Annotated in this window: 19 protein-coding genes; 11 read left to right on the top strand and 8 right to left on the bottom strand. The window is 41.8% G+C overall.

Going from position 1 to position 21,515, the window contains the following annotated elements; all coding sequences use genetic code 11:
• Positions 1 to 1,092: 1,092 nt before the first annotated feature.
• The 5 genes from AAEZ02_RS11990 to nrfA all read right to left on the bottom strand — a co-directional run bounded on the left by AAEZ02_RS11990 (position 1,093) and on the right by nrfA (position 6,340).
• Positions 1,093 to 2,313, bottom strand: coding sequence for a tetratricopeptide repeat protein (locus tag AAEZ02_RS11990; protein WP_124012414.1), 1,221 nt, complete (start codon positions 2,311 to 2,313; stop codon positions 1,093 to 1,095).
• A 191-nt stretch (positions 2,314 to 2,504) separates the two neighbouring features.
• The gene (locus AAEZ02_RS11985; RefSeq protein ID WP_233768651.1) at positions 2,505 to 2,846 is read right to left on the bottom strand and encodes a hypothetical protein; all 342 of its coding nucleotides are present in this window, start codon (positions 2,844 to 2,846) and stop codon (positions 2,505 to 2,507) included.
• Positions 2,847 to 3,014: 168 nt separating this feature from the next.
• Positions 3,015 to 4,265, bottom strand: a complete 1,251-nt coding sequence (locus AAEZ02_RS11980; protein ID WP_124693468.1) for an ammonium transporter AmtB — start codon at positions 4,263 to 4,265, stop codon at positions 3,015 to 3,017.
• Between the two features lie 10 nt (positions 4,266 to 4,275).
• Positions 4,276 to 4,614, bottom strand: a complete 339-nt coding sequence (gene glnK, locus AAEZ02_RS11975; protein WP_011636110.1) for a P-II family nitrogen regulator — start codon at positions 4,612 to 4,614, stop codon at positions 4,276 to 4,278.
• A gap of 337 nt (positions 4,615 to 4,951) precedes the next feature.
• A complete protein-coding gene (nrfA, locus tag AAEZ02_RS11970; protein ID WP_206191826.1) occupies positions 4,952 to 6,340 on the bottom strand; it encodes an ammonia-forming nitrite reductase cytochrome c552 subunit in 1,389 nt (462 codons plus the stop codon).
• A 283-nt stretch (positions 6,341 to 6,623) separates the two neighbouring features.
• On the opposite strand from nrfA, the gene narQ reads away from it, so the two are divergent.
• Together narQ and AAEZ02_RS11960 are read left to right on the top strand one after the other, a co-directional pair.
• Complete coding sequence (narQ, locus tag AAEZ02_RS11965) at positions 6,624 to 8,339, top strand: nitrate/nitrite two-component system sensor histidine kinase NarQ (RefSeq protein WP_101034230.1); 1,716 nt, start codon at positions 6,624 to 6,626, stop codon at positions 8,337 to 8,339.
• Entirely contained in the window at positions 8,332 to 8,961 is a 630-nt protein-coding gene (locus AAEZ02_RS11960; RefSeq protein WP_124012417.1) for a response regulator, read from the top strand. Before narQ ends, AAEZ02_RS11960 begins: the two co-directional genes overlap by 8 nt.
• A 54-nt stretch (positions 8,962 to 9,015) precedes the next feature.
• Here the strand turns inward: AAEZ02_RS11960 and AAEZ02_RS11955 are convergent, their stop codons facing one another.
• Entirely contained in the window at positions 9,016 to 9,387 is a 372-nt protein-coding gene (locus AAEZ02_RS11955) for a YacL family protein (protein ID WP_101034228.1), read from the bottom strand.
• Between the two features lie 200 nt (positions 9,388 to 9,587).
• On the opposite strand from AAEZ02_RS11955, the gene AAEZ02_RS11950 reads away from it, so the two are divergent.
• Positions 9,588 to 10,553 (top strand): zinc transporter ZntB, encoded by a 966-nt coding sequence (locus tag AAEZ02_RS11950; protein ID WP_101034227.1) that lies wholly within the window; start codon positions 9,588 to 9,590, stop codon positions 10,551 to 10,553.
• 320 nt (positions 10,554 to 10,873) lie between these two features.
• On the opposite strand, the gene fkpA is transcribed toward AAEZ02_RS11950, so the two are convergent.
• Complete coding sequence (fkpA, locus tag AAEZ02_RS11945; protein ID WP_101034226.1) at positions 10,874 to 11,626, bottom strand: FKBP-type peptidyl-prolyl cis-trans isomerase; 753 nt, start codon at positions 11,624 to 11,626, stop codon at positions 10,874 to 10,876.
• Positions 11,627 to 11,794: 168 nt separating this feature from the next.
• On the opposite strand from fkpA, the gene AAEZ02_RS11940 reads away from it, so the two are divergent.
• From AAEZ02_RS11940 to pepN, 6 genes are all read left to right on the top strand, one after another.
• On the top strand, positions 11,795 to 12,766 hold the full coding sequence (locus tag AAEZ02_RS11940; RefSeq protein WP_351076366.1) for a WD40 repeat domain-containing protein: 972 nt from the start codon (positions 11,795 to 11,797) through the stop codon (positions 12,764 to 12,766).
• A gap of 20 nt (positions 12,767 to 12,786) precedes the next feature.
• The gene (locus AAEZ02_RS11935; RefSeq protein WP_101034224.1) at positions 12,787 to 12,999 is read left to right on the top strand and encodes a SlyX family protein; all 213 of its coding nucleotides are present in this window, start codon (positions 12,787 to 12,789) and stop codon (positions 12,997 to 12,999) included.
• 217 nt (positions 13,000 to 13,216) lie between these two features.
• A complete protein-coding gene (gene def / locus AAEZ02_RS11930) occupies positions 13,217 to 13,729 on the top strand; it encodes a peptide deformylase (RefSeq protein ID WP_124012420.1) in 513 nt (170 codons plus the stop codon).
• Complete coding sequence (locus tag AAEZ02_RS11925; RefSeq protein ID WP_124012421.1) at positions 13,723 to 15,093, top strand: COG3014 family protein; 1,371 nt, start codon at positions 13,723 to 13,725, stop codon at positions 15,091 to 15,093. The genes def and AAEZ02_RS11925 overlap by 7 nt, the downstream gene beginning before the upstream one ends.
• Before the next feature lie 49 nt (positions 15,094 to 15,142).
• On the top strand, positions 15,143 to 15,736 hold the full coding sequence (gene lpoB / locus AAEZ02_RS11920) for a penicillin-binding protein activator LpoB (protein ID WP_198554786.1): 594 nt from the start codon (positions 15,143 to 15,145) through the stop codon (positions 15,734 to 15,736).
• A 77-nt stretch (positions 15,737 to 15,813) separates the two neighbouring features.
• A complete protein-coding gene (pepN, locus tag AAEZ02_RS11915; RefSeq protein WP_124012422.1) occupies positions 15,814 to 18,477 on the top strand; it encodes an aminopeptidase N in 2,664 nt (887 codons plus the stop codon).
• A 257-nt stretch (positions 18,478 to 18,734) separates the two neighbouring features.
• On the opposite strand, the gene AAEZ02_RS11910 is transcribed toward pepN, so the two are convergent.
• Positions 18,735 to 19,868: an endonuclease/exonuclease/phosphatase family protein gene (locus AAEZ02_RS11910; RefSeq protein ID WP_124012423.1), complete on the bottom strand. Its 1,134-nt coding sequence runs from the start codon at positions 19,866 to 19,868 to the stop codon at positions 18,735 to 18,737.
• A 367-nt stretch (positions 19,869 to 20,235) separates the two neighbouring features.
• Between AAEZ02_RS11910 and AAEZ02_RS11905 the strand changes: the two genes are divergently transcribed.
• Positions 20,236 to 20,841 (top strand): CIA30 family protein, encoded by a 606-nt coding sequence (locus tag AAEZ02_RS11905; protein ID WP_351123229.1) that lies wholly within the window; start codon positions 20,236 to 20,238, stop codon positions 20,839 to 20,841.
• A gap of 24 nt (positions 20,842 to 20,865) precedes the next feature.
• The gene (locus AAEZ02_RS11900; protein ID WP_351123226.1) at positions 20,866 to 21,471 is read left to right on the top strand and encodes an HAD family hydrolase; all 606 of its coding nucleotides are present in this window, start codon (positions 20,866 to 20,868) and stop codon (positions 21,469 to 21,471) included.
• Positions 21,472 to 21,515: the final 44 nt, after the last annotated feature.

The following is a 21,515-nucleotide window of genomic DNA, read 5'->3' as shown; positions in this document are numbered from 1 at the left end:
TATCTGATCCATTAAAAGGTAAATCAGATGATACGATTCATTAAAAATGATCAAAAACCATCGAAAAAAATGAACATGAATCTCCAATTTAACCAGTATCTATCGACAAATCAATCAAGTATTATTCATCGATACCGATAACAGATGCTATAGCAAGTCACGGGCAATACGGTAATAGGAAGTAATAGCGAATGAGACACAGTACCCCGATGTAAACTGAGTATTAAATAAGCCTATTTATAGATTTTTAGTAACCAATCACACTGCCAATCACACTGCCAATCACACTGCCAATCAGCAGTATTATGAAAAGACACACTCATGATATTAATATGCTTTACCTTGGTTATTAACCTCATTCAACTCAACACAAACAAGATGAACCATTTAATATTCAGCTCGTTATCCAGAAGGTAATCACTGATTGAAAAACTAAAAACACCCATTACATTCAGCAAGTTACCATGGACATCAACCCCTCAGTGGCCGCTTCCATTGAGCCTAACGAAGGTTAACACCCATTAGTCGAATTTAACTCGTTGAGTGACAGTGGAACATGGGTTCAGGGCATCGGAAGATTTAGTTTATGCCGATAATATTAAATGACTATTTGATACCCAAAACTTGATTGAATATCAAAAATAGCGGGTTCTGCTTATCAAGCATTAACTTCCATATTGAATAAATTAACGATCTTAATGCTTTGTCTTTTTTAGGGTTTCAAAACTGAAAACAATACTTAGTCGATATGTTTAACGATTTGAGCAATGCCAATCCTCATATTAGTGAAATCACTGATCACAAAGCCAAGTGGTGAGGTTATTTAATCGTTACGTACATGAAATTATATTAGAAAAACAGATATTTGAATATTATCGCCATAAACTAAAATTAAAGCTCGACCCCCTTACCCCCGAGCAAAATCGCATTGTTCAACCCTGCCCAACCAACATTGTCTGTCATCAACCCATCATGACTAATCGAGTTAATAATGCCATTACGTCACCCAAGCAGTCATATCGCGACCTAAAAATACTCGAACTCGCATAACAAAAATAATGTTCAGCCACATCATTAAGCCCCTAAAAAGCATTAGTTCTGCTTCATTGCTTGCAGCTTAATTTGGTAGCGTTGTTTATTATTGGTGTCACTGAGTGCCAATGCACGTTTAAGATTTTTCTCAGCGAGTCGCTCCTCACCCGTTGCCCAATAAGCCCTAGACAAACCAAAATAAAACTCGTGCCGATAATCCGCTTTCTCAACAGCGCGCTTATACCATACGAGTGCATCTTGATATTGCTTATCAAAATACGCTTGTTGGGCCATGTCAAAATAATAAAATGGATTATTAATTCTCGCTAACTCAAGTACTTTATGCACTTCACGCCATTCCTCTAAACGACCTTGTTCACCTAAAATTAACGCTAAGTTATACAGTGTCGACAGATCTTGATCGTTAACGTGTAACGCCGAGCGGTAGACATTTTCAGCCTCATCCTCATAGCCCTTATGTCGATAGATAACCGCCAGTGTATTAATCGCAGCAACAAATTGAGGGTCTAGCTGAATGCTTTTTTTAACTAACGCATAAGCCAAATCGTAATCGGCTTTCACCAACGCTTCGGCGGCGATATTGTTATAGAACATTGCCGTTAATTGATGCTTATTGACTCTTTTTTTATGGTAAGCACGAACAGAGCGTTCAGGCAAAAAGTCCACTAGCATTTCAGATCTGCTAAATAGCACAATGTTGCTATTAACCGGAGGTAATAAACTTAAATTCACATGACCGTTAACTAAATAGAAACCACCGCGCCTATCCCAAATAGGTTCAACATCAATATCATGAAATTCAACCGGCACATTTAATACATCCGCTAACGCAGCCGACAATACAACTAAAGACATGCAGTTACCTTGGCGGCTGAGTACCGTTTCAGCGGCTGTGCGGGTAAAATGGTCTCGATATTCAAAGCCACCATTTTGTGCACCGATATACTGAGCCAACCACTCATTGGCCATCACACCTTGGCTACGGATAGTATTATCGGCTTGAAATTGTCGCCTGAGTTGTGTCACAAAATTTTCTGGCAATCGATAAATATCGTCAACAGTCACAACGTCAACAGGTGTGAACAGTTCATCATGAAACAAGTTATCAATATCAATTTTGTTGACCGACGACGGGGCTGATTGGCAGGCACTCAAACTAAAAAATAAAAACAAAAACAAGATATTAACCCACGCAGGTAATAAGTCATCACCATAATACGGGGGATCAACCTCTATTCCTTTTGAGTGATAAGTGAACATAATTCAGCCCTTAGATAGAAATAAGCTATCTAAAAGTATAGTCAACAGATGACCTCTCGGTCAAAAAGAACCGTCACAAGGTTGTAACGACTTATTAACCAACCGCTATTGGGATAATAAACGCTTATCAAACAGCTGAAGTATTCGAACTCTACCCTCTTTGCCCCCTTTATTAATCCCAGTGGGATTAACTATTGAGATGGGCCATCACTCATAGGCGGATCAATTTGTATATAAACGGGTTTATCTTGGTATTGGTAGGGACGATAAGATTGCAGGCCACAGCTAAAGTGGTCAAAGGGTAACGTCACGGCGACACAACCCAGGGGTAAGGATTGCAAAATGTTAATTTGCTCTTGCTGCCTTAACAATTCTTGCCATTGATGCTGTTGTGACACCAAATCGCGAACCGCAAATGCATCAAAGGCTTGTGATGACGGACGCACCACAACGGTGCCAGAGTAGCTATTGGCACTTAATAACACGACTCCAGCTAACAGACAAATCATCCATGGCTTCATTAATAATGTCATCACTCTTGTTATCCCAAAATGGCTATCTCATAACGCTAGCACATTGTCTCAGCTTCCCCAACAAAGCTTGATAACCTCTTTATTCTGGTGCATAAAAAAACAGAATCCTAATGTTAGGATTCTGTTCCAGGGTTATGTTTTATAATACGAATAAAGCGTATTAATCACTTAACCAGCGGTTTTAACACTAACAAACTCAGGGTAAGCATCTACACCACAGTCAGAAGCATCCATCCCGTTATACTCTTCTTCTTCTGTTACGCGGATACCCATGGTCATTTTAATCACAAACCAAACAACAAGAGATGCTGAGAATACCCAAGCGAAGATAATCGCGGCCCCGTATAGCTGGCTACCAAAACTCGCGTCTGCATTTGATAATGGCACCAGCATTAATCCTAGGAAACCAGCAACACCGTGCACCGAGATAGCACCAACAGGGTCGTCAATTTTAACACGGTCAAAAGCGATAACCGAGAAGATAACAACAGCACCAGCAACCAAGCCAATCACACCTGCCATTAACAATGACGGCGATAATGGGTCAGCGGTAATCGCCACTAACCCGGCTAACGCACCGTTTAAAATCATGGTCAAGTCTGCTTTACCCCATACCACTTTACACACGATAAGTGCTGAGATGGCACCAAATGCAGCAGCGGAGTTGGTGTTGACAAAGATTTTAGCAACTGCACTGGCGTTTTCTGCATCTGAAACTAACAGTTGCGAGCCACCGTTAAAGCCAAACCAACCCATCCATAAAATAAACATACCTAAGGTAGCCATAGGCAAGTTTGAACCAGGGATTGGATGAATTTGACCATCTTCACCGTATTTACCTTTACGAGCGCCAAGCAGCAACACACCAGAGATGGCTGCGGCAGCACCCGCCATATGCACAATGCCACTACCAGCAAAATCAACAAAGCCAGCTTCAGAGAGAAAGCCACCGCCCCATGTCCAATACCCTTCAACAGGATAAATAACCGCGGTCATTACCACTGAAAAAGTAAGGAATGACCACAGCTTCATCCGCTCAGCAACCGCACCAGACACAATTGACATTGCTGTGGCAACAAACACCACTTGGAAGAAAAAGTCAGATTCAAGAGCATGATCCGCACCTTCAGCTTGCGTGCCTATTAGTGAGCCAAAAGAAGGAATAAAGCCACCTTCAACATTATTTACATACATAATGTTATAGCCAACTAATAGAAACATGACACACGCAATGGAGTATAAGCACACGTTTTTAGTTAAAATTTCAGTGGTGTTTTTTGAGCGAACTAAGCCAGCTTCTAACATGGCAAAACCCGCTGCCATCCACATCACAAATGCGCCTGAAATAAGAAAATAAAATGTATCTAGTGCAAAACGTAATTCAGTTACCGTCAGCCCTAATTGAGTTAATTCTTCCATCACCGCCCCCTTATAATGCTTCGTTATCAAGTTCACCCGTACGGATACGGATCGCTTGTTCTAAATCAGTTACAAATATTTTACCATCACCAATTTTGCCGGTATGAGCGGCACTGGTAATCGCTTCAATAAGCATGTCCAAGTTTTCATCCTTGGTGGCAATTTCTAATTTTACTTTTGGTAAAAAGTCTACTTGATACTCTGCCCCACGATAAAGTTCTGTGTGACCCTTTTGACGTCCAAAGCCTTTTACCTCAGTTACAGTCATACCCTCAATGCCCATGCCTGCAATAGCTTCACGGACATCATCCAATTTAAATGGCTTGATGATAGCGCTGACGAGTTTCATCTCGACCTCCAAAAGTGTGAAAAAAAATGGTTGTTGTTTTGTTGTTGAATGAGTTAATTCAATCATTAGGCCACTTTTTCAACAGTCTGTTATATATGGTTTTTATTTTATTTTGTATTTTATTTGTTAACAGAACAGCACCAATCGAGTGCACAGAAAACAGCGCCGCATTGTTTTGGTGCAACTATTACCCCACCATTAATGGCACATAACAGCAATCGATTGATCTGCGACTTCTACGCCAAACACATAAAAAAACAGCCCTCAAATGAGGGCTGTTTGCTATATTGCTTCTGGTTTTACATGAGGTGAGTGTTAATGCTCACCGTAAAACTTATTAGTAAGTCGCTTCACGCTTTTTAGCTTCTTCTTTCCACTGAGGAACCAGTGTTTTCTTAAACTCAGCTTTTTCAGCATTCATGGTTTTCATGTTCATACCTAAAGCGGCTTGTGCTTTTGCTTTAGTTGAAGTGTCAGGGTATGCAATAGGTTGCTTAACACCTTTAGCACCTAGTAGCTGAGCCAATTTAACACGAGCATCAGCCGCTTTATCCAATGAAGTACCTAAAATACGTAATACTTCAGCAGGAGCATGAGTTGATGCACCATGAGAAGCAGTTGCGTAATCCCAACGCCATTGTGAATGACGAATATCCATTAGGATTGGCTTCATTTCAACTTCAGTTGCACCAGCATCCCACGCAGCTTTAGCTTCAAAGTGAGCTTTAACTAATTGAGTTTCAACACGTGCTTTTAAGTCTTGTGCTTTCTTTTTGCTTTCATTAACTTGCTTAACCATAAACTCTTTGCTTTGACTGTGACAAGTTGCACAGGTTTCTTCAAAGCGATCAAATGGGTTACCCACTTTATGGTCTGTAAATTTGCGGCCTTTGTCGTTAGTCACTTTAGGCATATGACAATCAATACAACTCACGTTATTTTGACCGTGCACGCCCATTTTCCAAGTTTCATAACCAGGATGTTGTGCTTTTAGCATAGGAGTTTTAGACACAGCATGGGTCCAATCAGAGAATTCCATGCTGTCGTAATACACTTCCATTTGCTCAACAGTCGTCCCCATATCCCAAGGGAATTTAACGAAACCAGGACGTTCTGCGGTTTTCTCGAAATAGTATTCTACGTGACATTGAGCACATACCATTGATTGCTTGTCTTTACGAGAAGCTTTATCAAATGGCGTATTCAATGTATCCATTGCGCGAGCCGCAAATGGACGTGACATGCGTAACTTTGAAGAACCTTTTTCATGACAATCGCCACAACCAAGCACATTGACTATTTCTGGACCGCCTTTAGCCCACTTACCACTGAAATAACCATCTTCACCTTGCTCTTCAATCACCCGAGGTACATCAGGGCTTTTACAGCTCCAACACGCCATTGGCATTGGACCATCTTGAGCATTTTTTGGCGCACCGGTACGTAATGAGTTAGTTACGTCAGTAACCGCATACATATGACCACGTGGTGCATTGTAATCTTTAGCGAAGCCGTAACCTGCCCATAATACAACTAGGCTAGGTACTTTTTCTAACATATCAACAACTTCTTTGCTTTCCTCAGTAGCATGCCAGCTGTCATATTGCTTTGAAAATTTATCTTTATAAACCTCATTACGCGGTTCGGTTTTATCACTCGCCATTGCGCCTGCAGCCATAAAACTGGCTGCAATCACTGCACCCAGTGCAATTGATTTTACATTCATCTTCATCACCCTTTATCTCCGTGTTACATTATATTTAATTTAATAATCACGACATCTCCAAGGTCAAAGTTAGCTATTTAATTCAACTTTAAATATACCCCTTATGGGGTATAGCGATGAAAGTTTGCGCCAGATCAACATGTAAACAGGATGTATTTCACAGTTTTGTAAACTTGTTAATGTTATCAACCCATACCTAATGTAGAACACACTATTGGACACGATATAAAACAATACTTTTGGCTTATTTTTAATCACTAATCACTATCAACAACAGGATTTTATGTTTACTCGTGGCAGCCTTACCTCCACCATTTTAAGCTTAATGCTTATGTTAATTTTGTTGTCATCAAGCTTAGCGGTATTTTCTATCGTCAATTTAACCTTCAGTTTAGGCGATGCCAAAGGGATTAATGCCTCGGGATCACTGCGAATGCAAAGTTACCGGCTCTTGTTGTATACCAATGCGGGCAGTCATAATACCGATAAAAAAATTACTGAATTTGAAAACACACTTAACTCTGAAGCACTTAAACGTTCCTTTGCTTGGTATAGCCCTGAAGAACTCAGAAACCAATACTTGGTGGTTATCGACAAGTGGCAAGTAATGAAGGTCTATATAGAACAAGGGAATACACAGCTTTACTCTAATTCATTGACCGACTTTGTCGACACCATTAACACCTTAGTATTTAAGATGGAACAGTTCGCGGCCTTTAAACTTAAGCTATTGGTTATTGGACAGATTATCGGCTTATCTATTTTGTTAGTTATCGCTTTCTTTGCTGTAGTGTTCACTCGTAAACGCGTTGTTAAACCGTTGCAATTATTAATGGACAGCGCCGCAACGATTTCTAAAGGTAACTTCAACGTTGAAATGCCTAAAACGGGTTATATTGAGCTGACGGCTCTAGGTAACGCATTGCAGAAAACGGCGGCTGAATTAGCCAGCTTATATGAGGATTTAGAAGACCAAGTAACGGAGAAAACCTTGGCATTAACCCGAGCAAATAACGAGTTAAAGTTTTTATACGACAACCTCGTAATGCTACATGCCGATAAACTTGACTATAAAGCATTGCAATCTGCAATCAACCAACTCAAATATTATGAAGACTTAACCTATCTCAGATTAATCGTTGAACATGATGACGGCTCTGAAGATGTCATTGAAGCAGAAGGCGGTTGGCCGAAAGAGTTGCAAGCTGAATCGGTACATTTTCCGCTATTGATAGAAAAGACACAGTTGGGCTATTTAGATGTCATTTCTAACCGACCATTAAACCAATTATTGTTTGAAAACTTTGCCATGATGTTAACGCGCTCCATTACCATCCATAATGCAAGTGAGCAACGCCAACAACTGGCGCTATTAGAAGAGCGAGCGGTCATCGCAAGGGAATTACATGATTCTATTGGGCAATTATTATCATTTTTGAAAATTCAAGTCAGTTTATTACGTAAAAGCCTTGGTAATAGTTGTCGTAGCCCTGAAGTAGAAAGCCAGTTGATGGAAATCAATGAAGGTGTCAGTACTGCTTATGTACAATTACGTGAGCTGTTATCCACCTTTAGGTTAACCATTAAAGAGCCTAATTTAAGTCAAGCGATTGAAGTTATGTTGGAGCAATTACGTCATCAAACCAATATCGATATCCAGTTGAACTACACACTATCAGCACATTTACTTGAAGCTAAACAACACATTCATATCTTGCAATTAATTCGTGAAGCGACATTAAATGCAATAAAACACGCAAAGCCTGCCCATATAGTGGTAGATTGTCAGTTGACTGAGAATGGCATGATTACTATTTCAATTTGTGATGATGGTATTGGCGTGACACATTTAGCAGAACGAGACCAACATTTTGGTATTGGTATCATGCATGAACGCGCCAACAAACTGAATGGTATCGTTTCGTTCAATAGTAATCCGCTTGGCGGCACTACTGTCACGCTGAGTTTCCCCCCTCAACAGGAGCCTTTAAATGGGTAAGCCGTATTCCGTACTTGTTGTCGATGATCATCCATTATTACGTCGTGGTATTTGCCAATTAATCACCTCCGACAGCGACTTTTCGCTTTTTGGTGAAACAGGCACAGGCATAGAAGCTCTTGCAGCCGTAGCCGAAAATGAACCCGATATTATTTTGCTCGATTTGAATATGAAAGGTATGTCTGGCCTTGATACTCTTAACGCTATGCGTCAAGAGGGAGTGACAGCAAGAATTGTCATTTTAACCGTATCCGATGCAAAACAAGATGTCATTCGATTATTGCGCGCGGGTGCTGATGGTTATTTGCTCAAAGACACTGAGCCTGATTTACTATTAGAGCAACTTAAAAAAGCCATGTTGGGTCACAGAGTCATTAGTGATGAAGTCGAGGCTTATATTTATGAGTTAAAAAACACCATTGACGATAATAGCTGGATAGAAAATTTAACCCCTCGTGAATTGCAAATATTACAGGAACTAGCCGAAGGTAAAAGTAATCGAATGATCTCTGATGATTTACACATCAGCGAAGGGACGGTCAAAGTTCACGTGAAGAATTTACTGCGTAAAGCGAATGCGAAATCACGCACTGAAATGGCTGTACGCTACCTTAATAATTAGCGCGTTAACAACCAAGTTCATACTCAACAAGGCCACTTCAATGTGGTTTTGTTGTTATTTATCGTTAATAAACGCTAACCAACTTTGCAGTACTGACTCAAAGTCTTCCAAACCACAATAAGACTCAGACTCGGCATCATATAAGTTCATAGCATCTTCGAGTTGGTATTTTTCATCAAAATCAATCACATTGGCAAAGACTCTAACCTGCTCAGTGTCGATGTCGATGGTTAAATCCCCACTGATATCTCGCCAATGAGTGAGAGTCCCTTTTTTAATGGCCGCTATTTGGCTAAGAATATAATTAGCTTTGCGATTATCATCACCGAGTTGTTCAGCAAACCATCGGCCTAGCACCTCGTGATCCATACTAAATTCAGCAAAAAAATTGCCTTCTAGGCGGTTACGACGAAACTGATATTCCATACTAGTACTCTTTTGTTAGCATTTTTTCTATTTTAACCGATGATTGGCCACTCTGCTGATCGTTAACTGATCAAATCGTGTATTTGATGGTTAAATGTTCGATAAATAAAGAATGTCATTCTACAAGCTCGTTTAAAACTTGGGCATGATTAAAAAGTAGCGTAAATTATTGCGATAGTGGTCACATGGAATCTCTGATAATGAATAATGGTTTTATATACAGTTTGTTGCTTACAGGGCCAAATGCTGGCCAGTCACTTACCATTGAACAAATAGCACAATGGCAGCCCACTGATGGGCTTTTGTGGCTACATCTTCGCTATCGTGAACCTAAAGCTCGTCAATGGCTCCTCAACTCTGGCTTAGATAGAGTTGAGATGGATACCCTACTAGCAACCGATACTCGTCCACGAGTATTAAGCTCAGAAAAAGGTATATTACTAGCATTGCGTGGGGTTAATTTAAACCCTGGGTCCGACCCTGAAGACATGGTTGCGGTGAGGATTTACGCAGAAGAATACAAAATCATTTCGACCTGCGAGCGTCAATTACAATCGGTGATTGATGTTGCTGATGCGATCACTCAAGGCAAAGGCCCCATTGATAGTGCGGCGTTTATTATGGCCATTTGTGAGCGGCTGACGCAGCGTAAAGTGGAGTTTATTGGCAAGCTTGAAGAACAGCTTGATGAATTAGAAGAACGGGTTGTCACTCAAGTGAACAAAACCTTGCGTACCGACATTGCTGAGCTGCGCAGGCAAACGGTAGTGTTAAGACGCTACTTAGCACCTCAGCGTGAAGCATTTTATCGTATGCTACAAGAAGCCAGTGAACTGTTTGACCATAATGACAAGGTCCGCTTGCGAGAAATTCACGAAACCCTGATTCGGGTCATTGAAGACCTTGATGCGATACGAGATCGTGCCAGTGTCACCCAAGAAGAACTGCAATCGCAACAATCAGAACAAGTGAACCAAAGACTGTATTTTTTATCGTTGATTTCGGCGGTGTTTTTACCATTAGGGTTTTTAACTGGGTTATTGGGCGTCAATATTGGCGGCATTCCTGGGGCTGAATCTAACTGGGCTTTTGCTGCATTCTGTGGCGGGTTGTTTGCGCTGATTGGCTTGCAAATGTACTTATTCTACCGCTTGAAATGGCTATAATCAGTGAGTCATCGCCCTTTTTATTCATAACGCGCCACGGAACCGCAATGAAGCACTCGCGGGATGAGGCTAGGTGATCTTTAGAAGATGATCGACAAGGTGGGCAACAAGCTAATGGCAATACCATTATTAGCTCGGTATAGCGAATGTAGCAAACCACCTAAGGTTGAGTCATGTCAAAAGGCTAAGTGAATCATTTATCCTGAGCCAAGATGAAAGGTTAAAGGTTAAACACACTACATTGTAAACAAAAAAGGACGCCGGAGCGTCCTTTTTGATATCCATATTTCAATCACTGAGTGACGGTAACATAGACGATATTACTTGGTTTCTGTTGCTGCAGGCATTTTTTCTACTGAGATTAATTCAACTTCAAAAACCAGTGTTGAATTAGCAGGAATAGTGCCTGTATCACGTTCGCCGTAAGCTAATTCTGATGGGATAACAAACTTATACTTAGCGCCTACAGGCATTAACTGTAAACCTTCAGTCCAACCAGGGATAACACGGTTTAGTGGGAATTTAGCCGTTTCGCCGCGAGCATAAGAGCTATCAAACTCGGTACCATCGACTAATGTACCACGGTAGTGCACTTCAACAGAGTCTTCTGCTGCAGGTTTGTCGCCGCTACCGGCTTCTAATACTTCATACTGCAAACCAGATTCAGTTGTGGTCACACCTTCTTTCGCTTTGTTGTCTTCTAAGAACTTTTTGCCTTCAGCAATCGATTTAGCGGCTAACGCTTCTGCTTGCTCTAAACGCTTGTCGTTTAATTTTTTGTCTAGGTTTTCTAATACAGTCTTCATTTCTTCTTCAGTTAACTGCATTTCTTCGCCTAAGCCATCGCTAAAGCCTTTAATCACCATGGTGCGGTCAACAGCAAAACCTAATTCTTCTTGCTCTTTAATGTGGCCCGACATGTATTTACCGATTGAACCACCAACACTATATGCTTCTTTCTGAACATCAGTTGTTAGCTCAACTTTCTTTTGGGCAACGTCTTGTGGTTGATTACACGCAGTAAGGCCTACAACGGCTAATGCAACTAACGATAATTTGTAAATAGATTTCATTAAAGCTTCCTCAGCATCCTTTAGTGGTTACAATAACCTTAATACATTCAATCAATGAGATGTTTAAGTGGTCATGTTTATTTGCCACTCTATACTAGTTAAAACGGTTATACCATTGGGCAAACCTTATATGACAATGTTTAGGACAACAATTCAAGGAGCAAGTTCATGATACGCGTTCCAATGCTGCTTTTTTGGTCAATATTTGTCCTAACAGGTCTATTAACGGCATGCCAGCCTCCAGCCACCAAAGTACAGGTGATTACTACCGATGCCAGTTACAGTGCAAGCCTATCTAATGATGCCAGTATTGCCCTGGTTAGTACGGCTCACAACGGTGTACAAGTATGGGATCTCACCACCTCAACCCTGTCCTATCAGTGGCTGCAAGGTCAGCAGAAAAATACCAGTAACGTCATTGAGACCGCAATATCGGCTAATAACCTCTATGCCGCGACAATCAGCAGTCACTCGCTGGCAATATGGCGATTAACCGATGGGTCTTCCGTGGGATGGTGGTCGTTACCCTCTTATGCACAAAGCGTCGCCATAGCCAATACAGGCCAAACACTTGTTGGTTTAGTCGATGGCTCAGTGATGTCATTGTCACCAGAAAAAGCGCGCCTAATCCAATTTTTGGGCCATCAAGAAAAAGTCAATAGTGTCTCCATTAGTGCCGATGGTAATAAGGCACTCAGTGGCGGTAATGACGGTAAAGTGCTTCTTTGGCAAGCCCAAACGGGTCAACCAATCCAGCAATGGCAGTTAACCTCTCGTATCACTAAAGTGGTGATTAATGATTCTGGAACACTCAGCTTTGCCAGCGATATCACAGGTAATGCAACGCTATGGCAATCGGGTACAGGTAAACCAATCAGTCATCTGGATATTAACCGACGCCAAATGACCTTTTCAACTGCTCGCTTTGTTAATCATGACCAGCAATTACTGACAGGCACGCCATCAAGAGAAATTTTTTTATGGCAAATTAACTCAGGCAAGCGACTTTCACGTTGGCAAGTTCAGCTGAGTAAAAACACCCAAAACAAAGGCGCTGTAGTATACTCTGCCGCAATGATAGCACCAGGATCAATAGTCAGCATTAGCAGCCAAGGTCTCGTTGAGTATTGGCAGCATTAATTAATCAATAAGAGGTCAACATGGATCGCGTTTTACAAAAGATTGATGATCTTGAAATGAGATTATCATTTCAAGACATCACCATTGAAGAGTTAAACCAAGAAGTGATAAAACTCAATGCACTGGTTGCCAGACAGCAACAGCAAATGCTATTAATGGTTAATAAACTACATGCTATTGAGCCCAGTAATATGGCGTCTCAGGTAGATGAAACACCGCCACCGCATTACTAAAGCCTTGCTGCGAAGCGGCATAACTCAGGCTAGCATAACTCAGGCTAATAGATGGCTATCATCTTAAGCTGATGTTGAGCCAATGTGGCATAGACAGTCATCAAACCGAGTGGATCATAAGTAAGTATGAATGACCTATTTGCAAGTAATAACGATCTTAAACGATAGATTAATGCAGCTCGTCGTTAAACGCGAACAACAAGGATAGCCGTCACCTATGCAGCTAAAGCCATTACTCAGCATTGCTACCACAGGCGAAGAAATACTGACTCAAATTGCTGAGCCCGTGACGGTTTTTGACCAAGCATTACACACTTTAGCCGACAGCATGCTCAGCACTATGCAAAATGCAAACGGGGTCGGTATTGCGGCAACGCAAGTGTTCAGTCGCGCGGCGATGTTCATCATGGCATCAAATCCAAACGAACGTTATCCCGATGCGCCCTTAATGGCCCCAACTGTGGTAATAAATCCTCAAATTTTATCGGCGTCTACCGCAACAGAAGCGGGTATAGAAGGCTGCTTGTCGATTCCAGGTCAGCGGTTATCTATTTGGCGACATAGTGAAATTGAGGTTCAATATCAATCACTTGATGGCCAGTTATATCAACAAACATTAACGGGTTTTGTGGCGCGTATTTTTCAACATGAATATGACCACTTACAAGGCATTACCTTACTTGAACGGGTCAACCTTATCGCAACGCAGGTACAGGTGACACAATGTTAAGAACATTCTGTGCTTGGTTGATCCTCTGTTTTGGCCTGTCCGGTTGCGCCTTTAACAGTGTCTTTGTTAATTATCCGTCGCAAATAGCGTCATACAAGCAGCAACTCAGTAGCGAGACGCCAACCGCAAACATCACCGATTTGGCCGGCAATATTAGTGGCAATGATGGCTTACTTTATGCCCAAGAATCTGGACGTATTATGCAAATAGCGGGTGACTTTACCCGCAGTAAGACTTATTACCAGCAAGCCATAGACGCCTATCAAGTCTTTGACGATAAAGCCACTGTCAGTGCCAGTAAACTCGGCGCAGGGGCCAGCAGTATTTTATTAAATGATAATGCCATACCTTATCGAGGTCCGGGATATGAGCGCATCATGCTGCATCAATATCAGGCGCTTAATTATTTATTCAGTGGCGATGCTCAAGGAGCATTAGTGGAAGTTCGTCGCAGCAATGAACTGCAAAGCATGGAACAAGCTCGCTATCAACAATCTCAAAAGTCAGTGCAAGATATGGCTAATGGCACTATTAATTCGCAAATGGCGCAATTAAGTAAGGACGCTGGCAGTGTCACCAGCTCGTTTCTTAACGCCTACAGTTATTACACCACCGGGTTATTACACGAACTCGCTAGCGAACCTAACGACGCGTTTATTGATTATCGAAAAGCAGCCCAAATCACCCCAGATAATGTCTTTTTACAACAAGATTTAGTCCGTTTAGCCAAACAACTGAATATGCCTCAATACGATGAATTTAAACGTCGCTGGGGAGATGCTGTCTTACCGACACCGGAGCAAGGACAAGTCGTATTTATTGTTGAACGTGATTTTGTACCAGAAAAACAAAGTATTACAGTACCGTTCCCCATCAACGGTAATTTACAATCCGCCTCATTAGCGACTTATCAAGCGCAACGTCAGTTAGTCAATAACAGCCAAATTCAAGGTTTAGGTGCGCCACTAACCGCTCAAACTATTGCTAACATTGATGCTTTAGCCATTAATGCGTTAAAAGAAGATTTACCCGCGGCTCTGTTTCGCCAAGCCGCAAGAGTTTATGCTAAATACCAAATGAACCGAAGTGTCCAAAGCAGTGGTCAAGGTGGCAATAATCCAATTGACGCCGGCGCCATTGTGATGCAACTTTTTAATGTAATAACCGAACAGGCCGATCGCAGAAGCTGGTTAACCTTGCCACGCCAAGCACAAATCGCCAGACAATTTATTGATGCCGGCAACTATAATATTCGCTTAAATAACAGCCAAAGTGTAAAAATAGAGGTAAAACCACAGCGATCAACATTAATTTGGGTCATCGAGACTGGCAATCGTACCCGTTTTTATTCGATAATCATCTGATGGACGATAATCGTTTATCAACTGTCACTCATCACCAATGGAATTTATTATGAAAAATTTGAAACTGATATTTGTATTAGCTGCAGTGATGGCACTTTCCGCCTGCCAATCAAAAGTAGAGTATGGTGACGCCACTGAAGTCGAAACCGTCAATGAAAACTTTGGCTCAACCGATCTGCAAAACATTGCCGCTAAGATGGTCGACAGTATGATGGCATTCCCTCCTGTGGTGGTGATGACACAAAGTAACCGCCCAATTGTGTTTGTGGATAAAATCAAAAACAAAACCTCTGAGCATATCGATACAGAATCAGTGACCGACACCATTAGCAACAAGTTATTACGCTCTGGTAAGTTCCGCTTTATTGATATGACTAAGGTTGATACCGTACGTAAACAACTTGATTATCAAAACAATGCTGGCATGGTAGACCCATCAACTGCGATTAAATTTGGTCGCCAAATTGGCGCGCAGTATATGCTTTATGGCAACTTATCGAGCATCGTTAAACAAGATGGCAGCACCAAAGACGTATATTACAAAATGACCATGCGCTTAATGGATCTTGAAACAGGCCTCATTGAATGGTCAGATGAAAAAGAAATTCGTAAAGTAAAATCAAAGTCATTTTTAGGCTTGTAAAACGCCACCACATAGCACTAAAGCCGACATTGTTGTCGGCTTTTTCATACATTTAATAATAAGTTAGGAACACTAACGTGAAATTGTTATCCACCCAATTGTTTCGTTCACTAGTCATCAAAACCAGTCTCATCGCATTATGTTGTGCCAGCGTTATCAGCTGCAGCAGTTCACCGACTACCTCATCATTACAACGGAATGGTTCGGCCTACATCAGCCAAGGGCAGGCACAAGCCAGATCCAGCCTAGTATCGAATGTACAATATGAACTAACCTTCTTTTTAAGTGAACACAGCCAATTCAGTGCCAAATCCATAGCCCACTTTGACTTAAGCAGCGTACCTAAATTACTCACACTCGATCTCAATAAAGTCAATATTAAGCAGTTTTTTATTAACGGTATTAAGGTCTATCCTAATTACAATGGTGCTTATATTACCCTTAATCAAAGCTTATTGAATGAAGGTAGTAACACTATTGAAGTTGAGTTTACCCGTGAACACAGCACCAATGGCGAAGGCCTACATCGTTTTGTCGACCCAGTAGATGATAAAGTTTACTTGTACTCACATTTTGAACCGGCCGCGGCACAACAAATGTTTGCAGTATTTGATCAACCGGATCTTAAAGCCAGTTATCAAATTAATGTGCATGCTCCAAAAGACTGGCAAGTGATCAGCGCCATGCGCGAAGCCAGTGTGGTTGACCAAGGCGACAGCAACTTATGGACTTTCCCTGCTACGCCCAAATTAAGCCCATATAACTTCTCTATGCATGCCGGCCCGTACCATGTGTGGGAAGACAATTCAGGCCGTTACCCCATGCGCCTGTTTTCACGTCAATCTGTTGCTAACCAAGTTACCCCACAAGATTGGTTTACCTACACCAAGCAAGGTTTAGACTTTTTTGACCGCTATTTTGGCATTGCCTATCCGTTTAAAAAATACGATCAAGTATTAGTGCCAGACTTTCTCTATGGTGCGATGGAAAACGCCGGCGCGATTACCTTTTCTGAAGACCGTTTCTTATTTAATGCCAAAATGACGGGTGAGCAAAAAGAACGTTTAGCTGGCGTTATCATGCACGAAATGGCCCATCAATGGTTTGGCGATCTAGTGACCATGAAATGGTGGAATGGCTTATGGTTAAATGAAAGCTTTGCTTCTTTTATGGGCACGCTGGCAACGAGTGAAGCCACCGAATTTAGTCATGCATGGCGCACCTTCTACGCCTCTGGTAAACAAGCCGCTTACCATCAAGACAGCTTAGTGACCACTCACCCCATTGAAGTGCCCGTGGCCACCAGCCAAAATGCCTTTGATAACATTGATGCCATTACGTATCAAAAAGGCGCATCGACCATCAAACAATTGCGTCATTTACTCGGTGAAGAAACCTTCCGCCGTGGTGTGAGCCAATATTTACAACAGTACAGTTACCAAAATGCTGAGCTCAATGACTTTATCAACAGTCTAGCCAAGGCCAGTGGCCGCGATCTGCGTCAGTGGACTCAAGAATGGTTGTATGCCGCTGGCGTCAATACCATCAAGGCGCAATACACTTGCCAAGACAAGCAAATTGACTCGTTTGCTTTAGTGCAGACCGCTGATAATAGCCAACACCCCACACTGCGCGAACAACGGGTGCAAATTGGATTATTTACTCAAAATAGATATGGCCTAGAAAAACAACAATCAATTGCCGTTACGTACAAAGGCGCCTACACCGAAGTAGAGCCATTAATTGGCGAGGCTTGCCCAGATTTGGTCTATCCAAACTATCAAGACTGGGGATTTGTGAAAGTGGAACTAGACTCTAGTTCGTTTAGCACGGCCAAACAGTCTCTAGGCCAAGTGAGCGATCCGCTATTACGTTCTATGTTGTGGCAAAGTATGTGGGACAGCGTAATTGATGGTAAGACATCACTGGATCAGTTCATCAATATCGCATTAATTAATGCCCCACTGGAAAAAGACTACACTATTTTAGGTCAAGTACTTGGCAATCTGCAGCGAGCCAAAAACTACCTTGATCTCATGGCTCCAATGCATGGGAGTTACAACAGCAGAATATCAAAAGCATTAAGCCAAATGAGTCTGCGTATGAGCATGGAAAGCTACCGCAATCGCGACTTCCAACGCCGTTGGTTCGATGCTTACATTAGTTTATCTAGCCATGGTGATGCGTTAAAACATATTCAATCTTTACTGCAAAGTAAGAGCCATATTAAAGGTCTAAACATAGATCAAGACATACGCTGGGCAATGATCAGACAGTTAAACCGTTATGATTATGGCGACGCTAAGGCGTTACTCGCCCAGGAAAAACATCTTGATCAATCTGACTCAGGTGAAAAAGCGGCGATTGCAGCTGAAGTGATCCGCCCGCAGTCATCGCTTAAACGTCAGTGGTTAAACACCATTGAAAATAATGACAACATGCCTTTCTCTAAAATTCGTATCGCGATGAACAATCTCTACCCTGCAGAACAAAAACTATTCAGTGCCGCAACCGCAGATCAACGCTTTGCCAACTTGGCATTAATGGACGACAAAGGCCCAGTATTTATGCGCAGTTTTGCTGCGCAATTAATTCCGACAGATTGTAGTTCAGTGAACATTGATGCGATTAGCTACGCCTTAGATACGCAAACGGGCTTATCGCAATTAGCGAGACGCGCGCTACTCGAAACCCGCCAACAAGAGCAGCGCTGCATAAAGATAAAACAAACGTTAAAGTAATCCGTTTTTAACGATTTATCCCCTCTCTTATTCAGAGTTGAGAGTAAAGTCACTATTGCCAACTTATTGTCCTTTTCAATGGCGAATAATTTGCCTTAAACCCAAAAAAGCGCTGATAAACATCAGCGCTTTTTTTACTTTGATTAGATGAACTTAGCTCTCAACTCATAGTTATTATCTTTATCTCTTAGCTCTTAGCACATTTATTTGACCATGATGTTTGACAACACATCAGTCATCATCCTTATTGCAAGCCACTAATTACGCACGCGAAAGCTCATCATCACAGGAGCATGATCGGTACTGTCACGATCCCGATCATAGTCAGGCCGAACCAGATGTCGGTCAAAGGTTTGATAATCAATGACATGAGCAAGGTTTTGCTGCTGAGTAGGATTAAACTCACTCGACACTAATATGTAGTCCAGTACAGATCCACTGTTGCCATAATAATGAGTCGGCTGTCTGGCAGGATGGGGTTGCTCATCCACTAATGTGCTTGATTCAAACTCATCTTGGGCCAACGTCGCATTACACTTGGTTGCAGCAATAAACAACTCATAGCTGTCAAACAAACTGCTTTGGTGTAATTCTGCCATCAATGACGTTTCGCCTAGCTTAGCCAGCCCGGGGTCTTCAATGTCACTGCGATACACTCGCAATTGATGATTAAACGCGGCTAAGAGTTCACTGCCCATGGTGTCATTAAAGTCACCCATTAACATGAAAGGTTGCTGACTTTGTTGTCGTCTCATCAGCATTTGATGGCACAACAATGCAGATTCACTGCCTCGCTGTAAACTCGATGCCCAGCGCCCAAGCACTTGCCTTGCAACAAAATCTGCACCGCCATGTAAACCACTGTCATTGATATCGTCACGACTCACGCCACTTCGTTTAGACTTAAGATGAATAACATAACAATCACATGGACCAAAAATCGGTAATTGTATGGTTGCTCTGAGCGGTTTACGACTAAAACTAAATGACTCTGCTAAGCCTAACTGGCTCACCCATTGCTTATCTGGGGTGACATTGACGGAATCGATAATAGGATACTTTGATGCAATAGCCACCACAGGACTGCGATACACATAGTCACTGACCACTTCAGGTAAATCTAACGCCACAAAATGCTCATAACCCAGCGACTGAGTCAGTTTGGCTAAGGCGTCAGGACTAAAAACCTCTTGAAAAGCAATAATATCAGGTTGATTTTGGTTAATAAAATCACTTAACCAAGCACACTTTTTTTGCCACTGTTTATCGCTATAGATATTTTCAAAGTCGTAGAAAGCATGAGGCGGTTCAATAAAATTAAATAAATTGATGCTTACCACACTGAATGTAAGCCCGGGTGATGGAGCGGATGATGTGCTGTTTACTTGCAAAATATGTTGTTCCCAGTAAAACCTTCATTAAGGGTACTGGCAACATTCTGATTTGTCGAATATAACGGCATTCATTTGGTGAATAGCCACAAAAACTAAATAAACTAAGAAATAAATGAACCTAAATTAACTCGCTTGCGTAATGCATGAACAGATAAACCGTTAGATAACACCTGATGTAATAACACCTAATGCACTAATATTTGATGCACTAAATCCCCAATTGACTGACACCCGATGTACTGCATGCAATTATCATCCGTATGACCCTTTATGGCTTATCTCTCACCCTGATAAGCCATTTTTTTTACGGCAATGTTTGCTACAGTGTAAGTGTTTATCGAACGATAATTTACAGGAGTATATGATGGCATTACTCAATACACATAACGGGCATATTAGCCGGATAATACAAATAGGCATCCATGCTGCAGTTGGGGTTATATTATTAATTAGCCAACCCGTATGGAGTGCAAGTGAGGACACTATGCTATTTCACTTTACTGATCCGAGCCACTTTACACAATGGAACATCAATAATGACACTGTGATGGGCGGCGTCTCGCAAAGCCAAATTGAGCTTACGCAGCAAGCGTTATTATTTACTGGCACAGTGTCATTGGAAAACAATGGCGGCTTTGCGTCGATAGAGTCGACTCTACTACATCAAATTGCAGATGCATCATTACTCGTCATTGCGGTTAAAGGTGATGGAAAAACCTATCAAATTCGGCTAAAAACACCGAATTTATCTTATGGTGAAGCCTATGTTGCTAACTTTACCACTAGCGCAGACACACTCACTCAACATGCTTTTACCCCTGCAGATTTTACGGTCAGCTTTAGGGGACGCGCAGTCGCGAATGCACCAACATTACATTTAAATGATATTAATCGTGTTGGATTTTTAGTCGCACAAAAACAACAAGGTCCATTTGCAATTGAGTTACACTCTATGCAGTTTGACCGATAAATATTGAGAAAAGAAAGGAATTCATTGAATTTACCCATGCAAATAAAAGGCATTATTTTTGACTTAGACGGCACCTTAGTTGAGTCCAGCTTAGACTTCGGCTTAATTCGCCAGCAAATTGGTTGCCCTGATGGCATAGACTTACTTAACTATGTCGACGACTTAAGCTGCAAAGCCACTCAAGCCGATGCCAAGCAGATTATTCTAGATCATGAATACCAAGATGCGTTGAGTGCCAAGCCCATCAAAGGAATGACCGAGCTGATTAATGCCATTGAAGCGGCAAAATTACCCATCGCCATCGTAACGCGTAACAGCCTTGCCGCAAGCGCATTAAAGGTAAAACAGAATAATATTGCTATCGACCACGTGCTAACCCGCGAAGATTACCCAGCAAAACCGGCACCCGATGCTCTACTGGCGATTGCAGCCCAATGGCAAATAGCCCCTCAAGATATTATCTATGTGGGGGATTACCTATACGACATTCAAGCGGCTAATAATGCTGGCATGATCGCCTGTTTTATTAATCATGGGATTGAAAGTACTTATCAACATTTGGCCGATATTATTATCAATGATCTAAGCCAATTGCAGCAGTTATTAGTTAGTCACTCTCACAGTGACTAACACCAGTACTGATCAGGTACGCCATGAGTTACTGTATGAGTCAT

Source organism: Shewanella sp. T24-MNA-CIBAN-0130, assembly GCF_040310185.1.
Taxonomy (GTDB): Bacteria; Pseudomonadota; Gammaproteobacteria; order Enterobacterales; family Shewanellaceae; genus Shewanella; species Shewanella psychromarinicola.
Note: the sequence above shows the minus strand (reverse complement) of the source record. Positions and strands in the feature narration are given on the sequence as shown.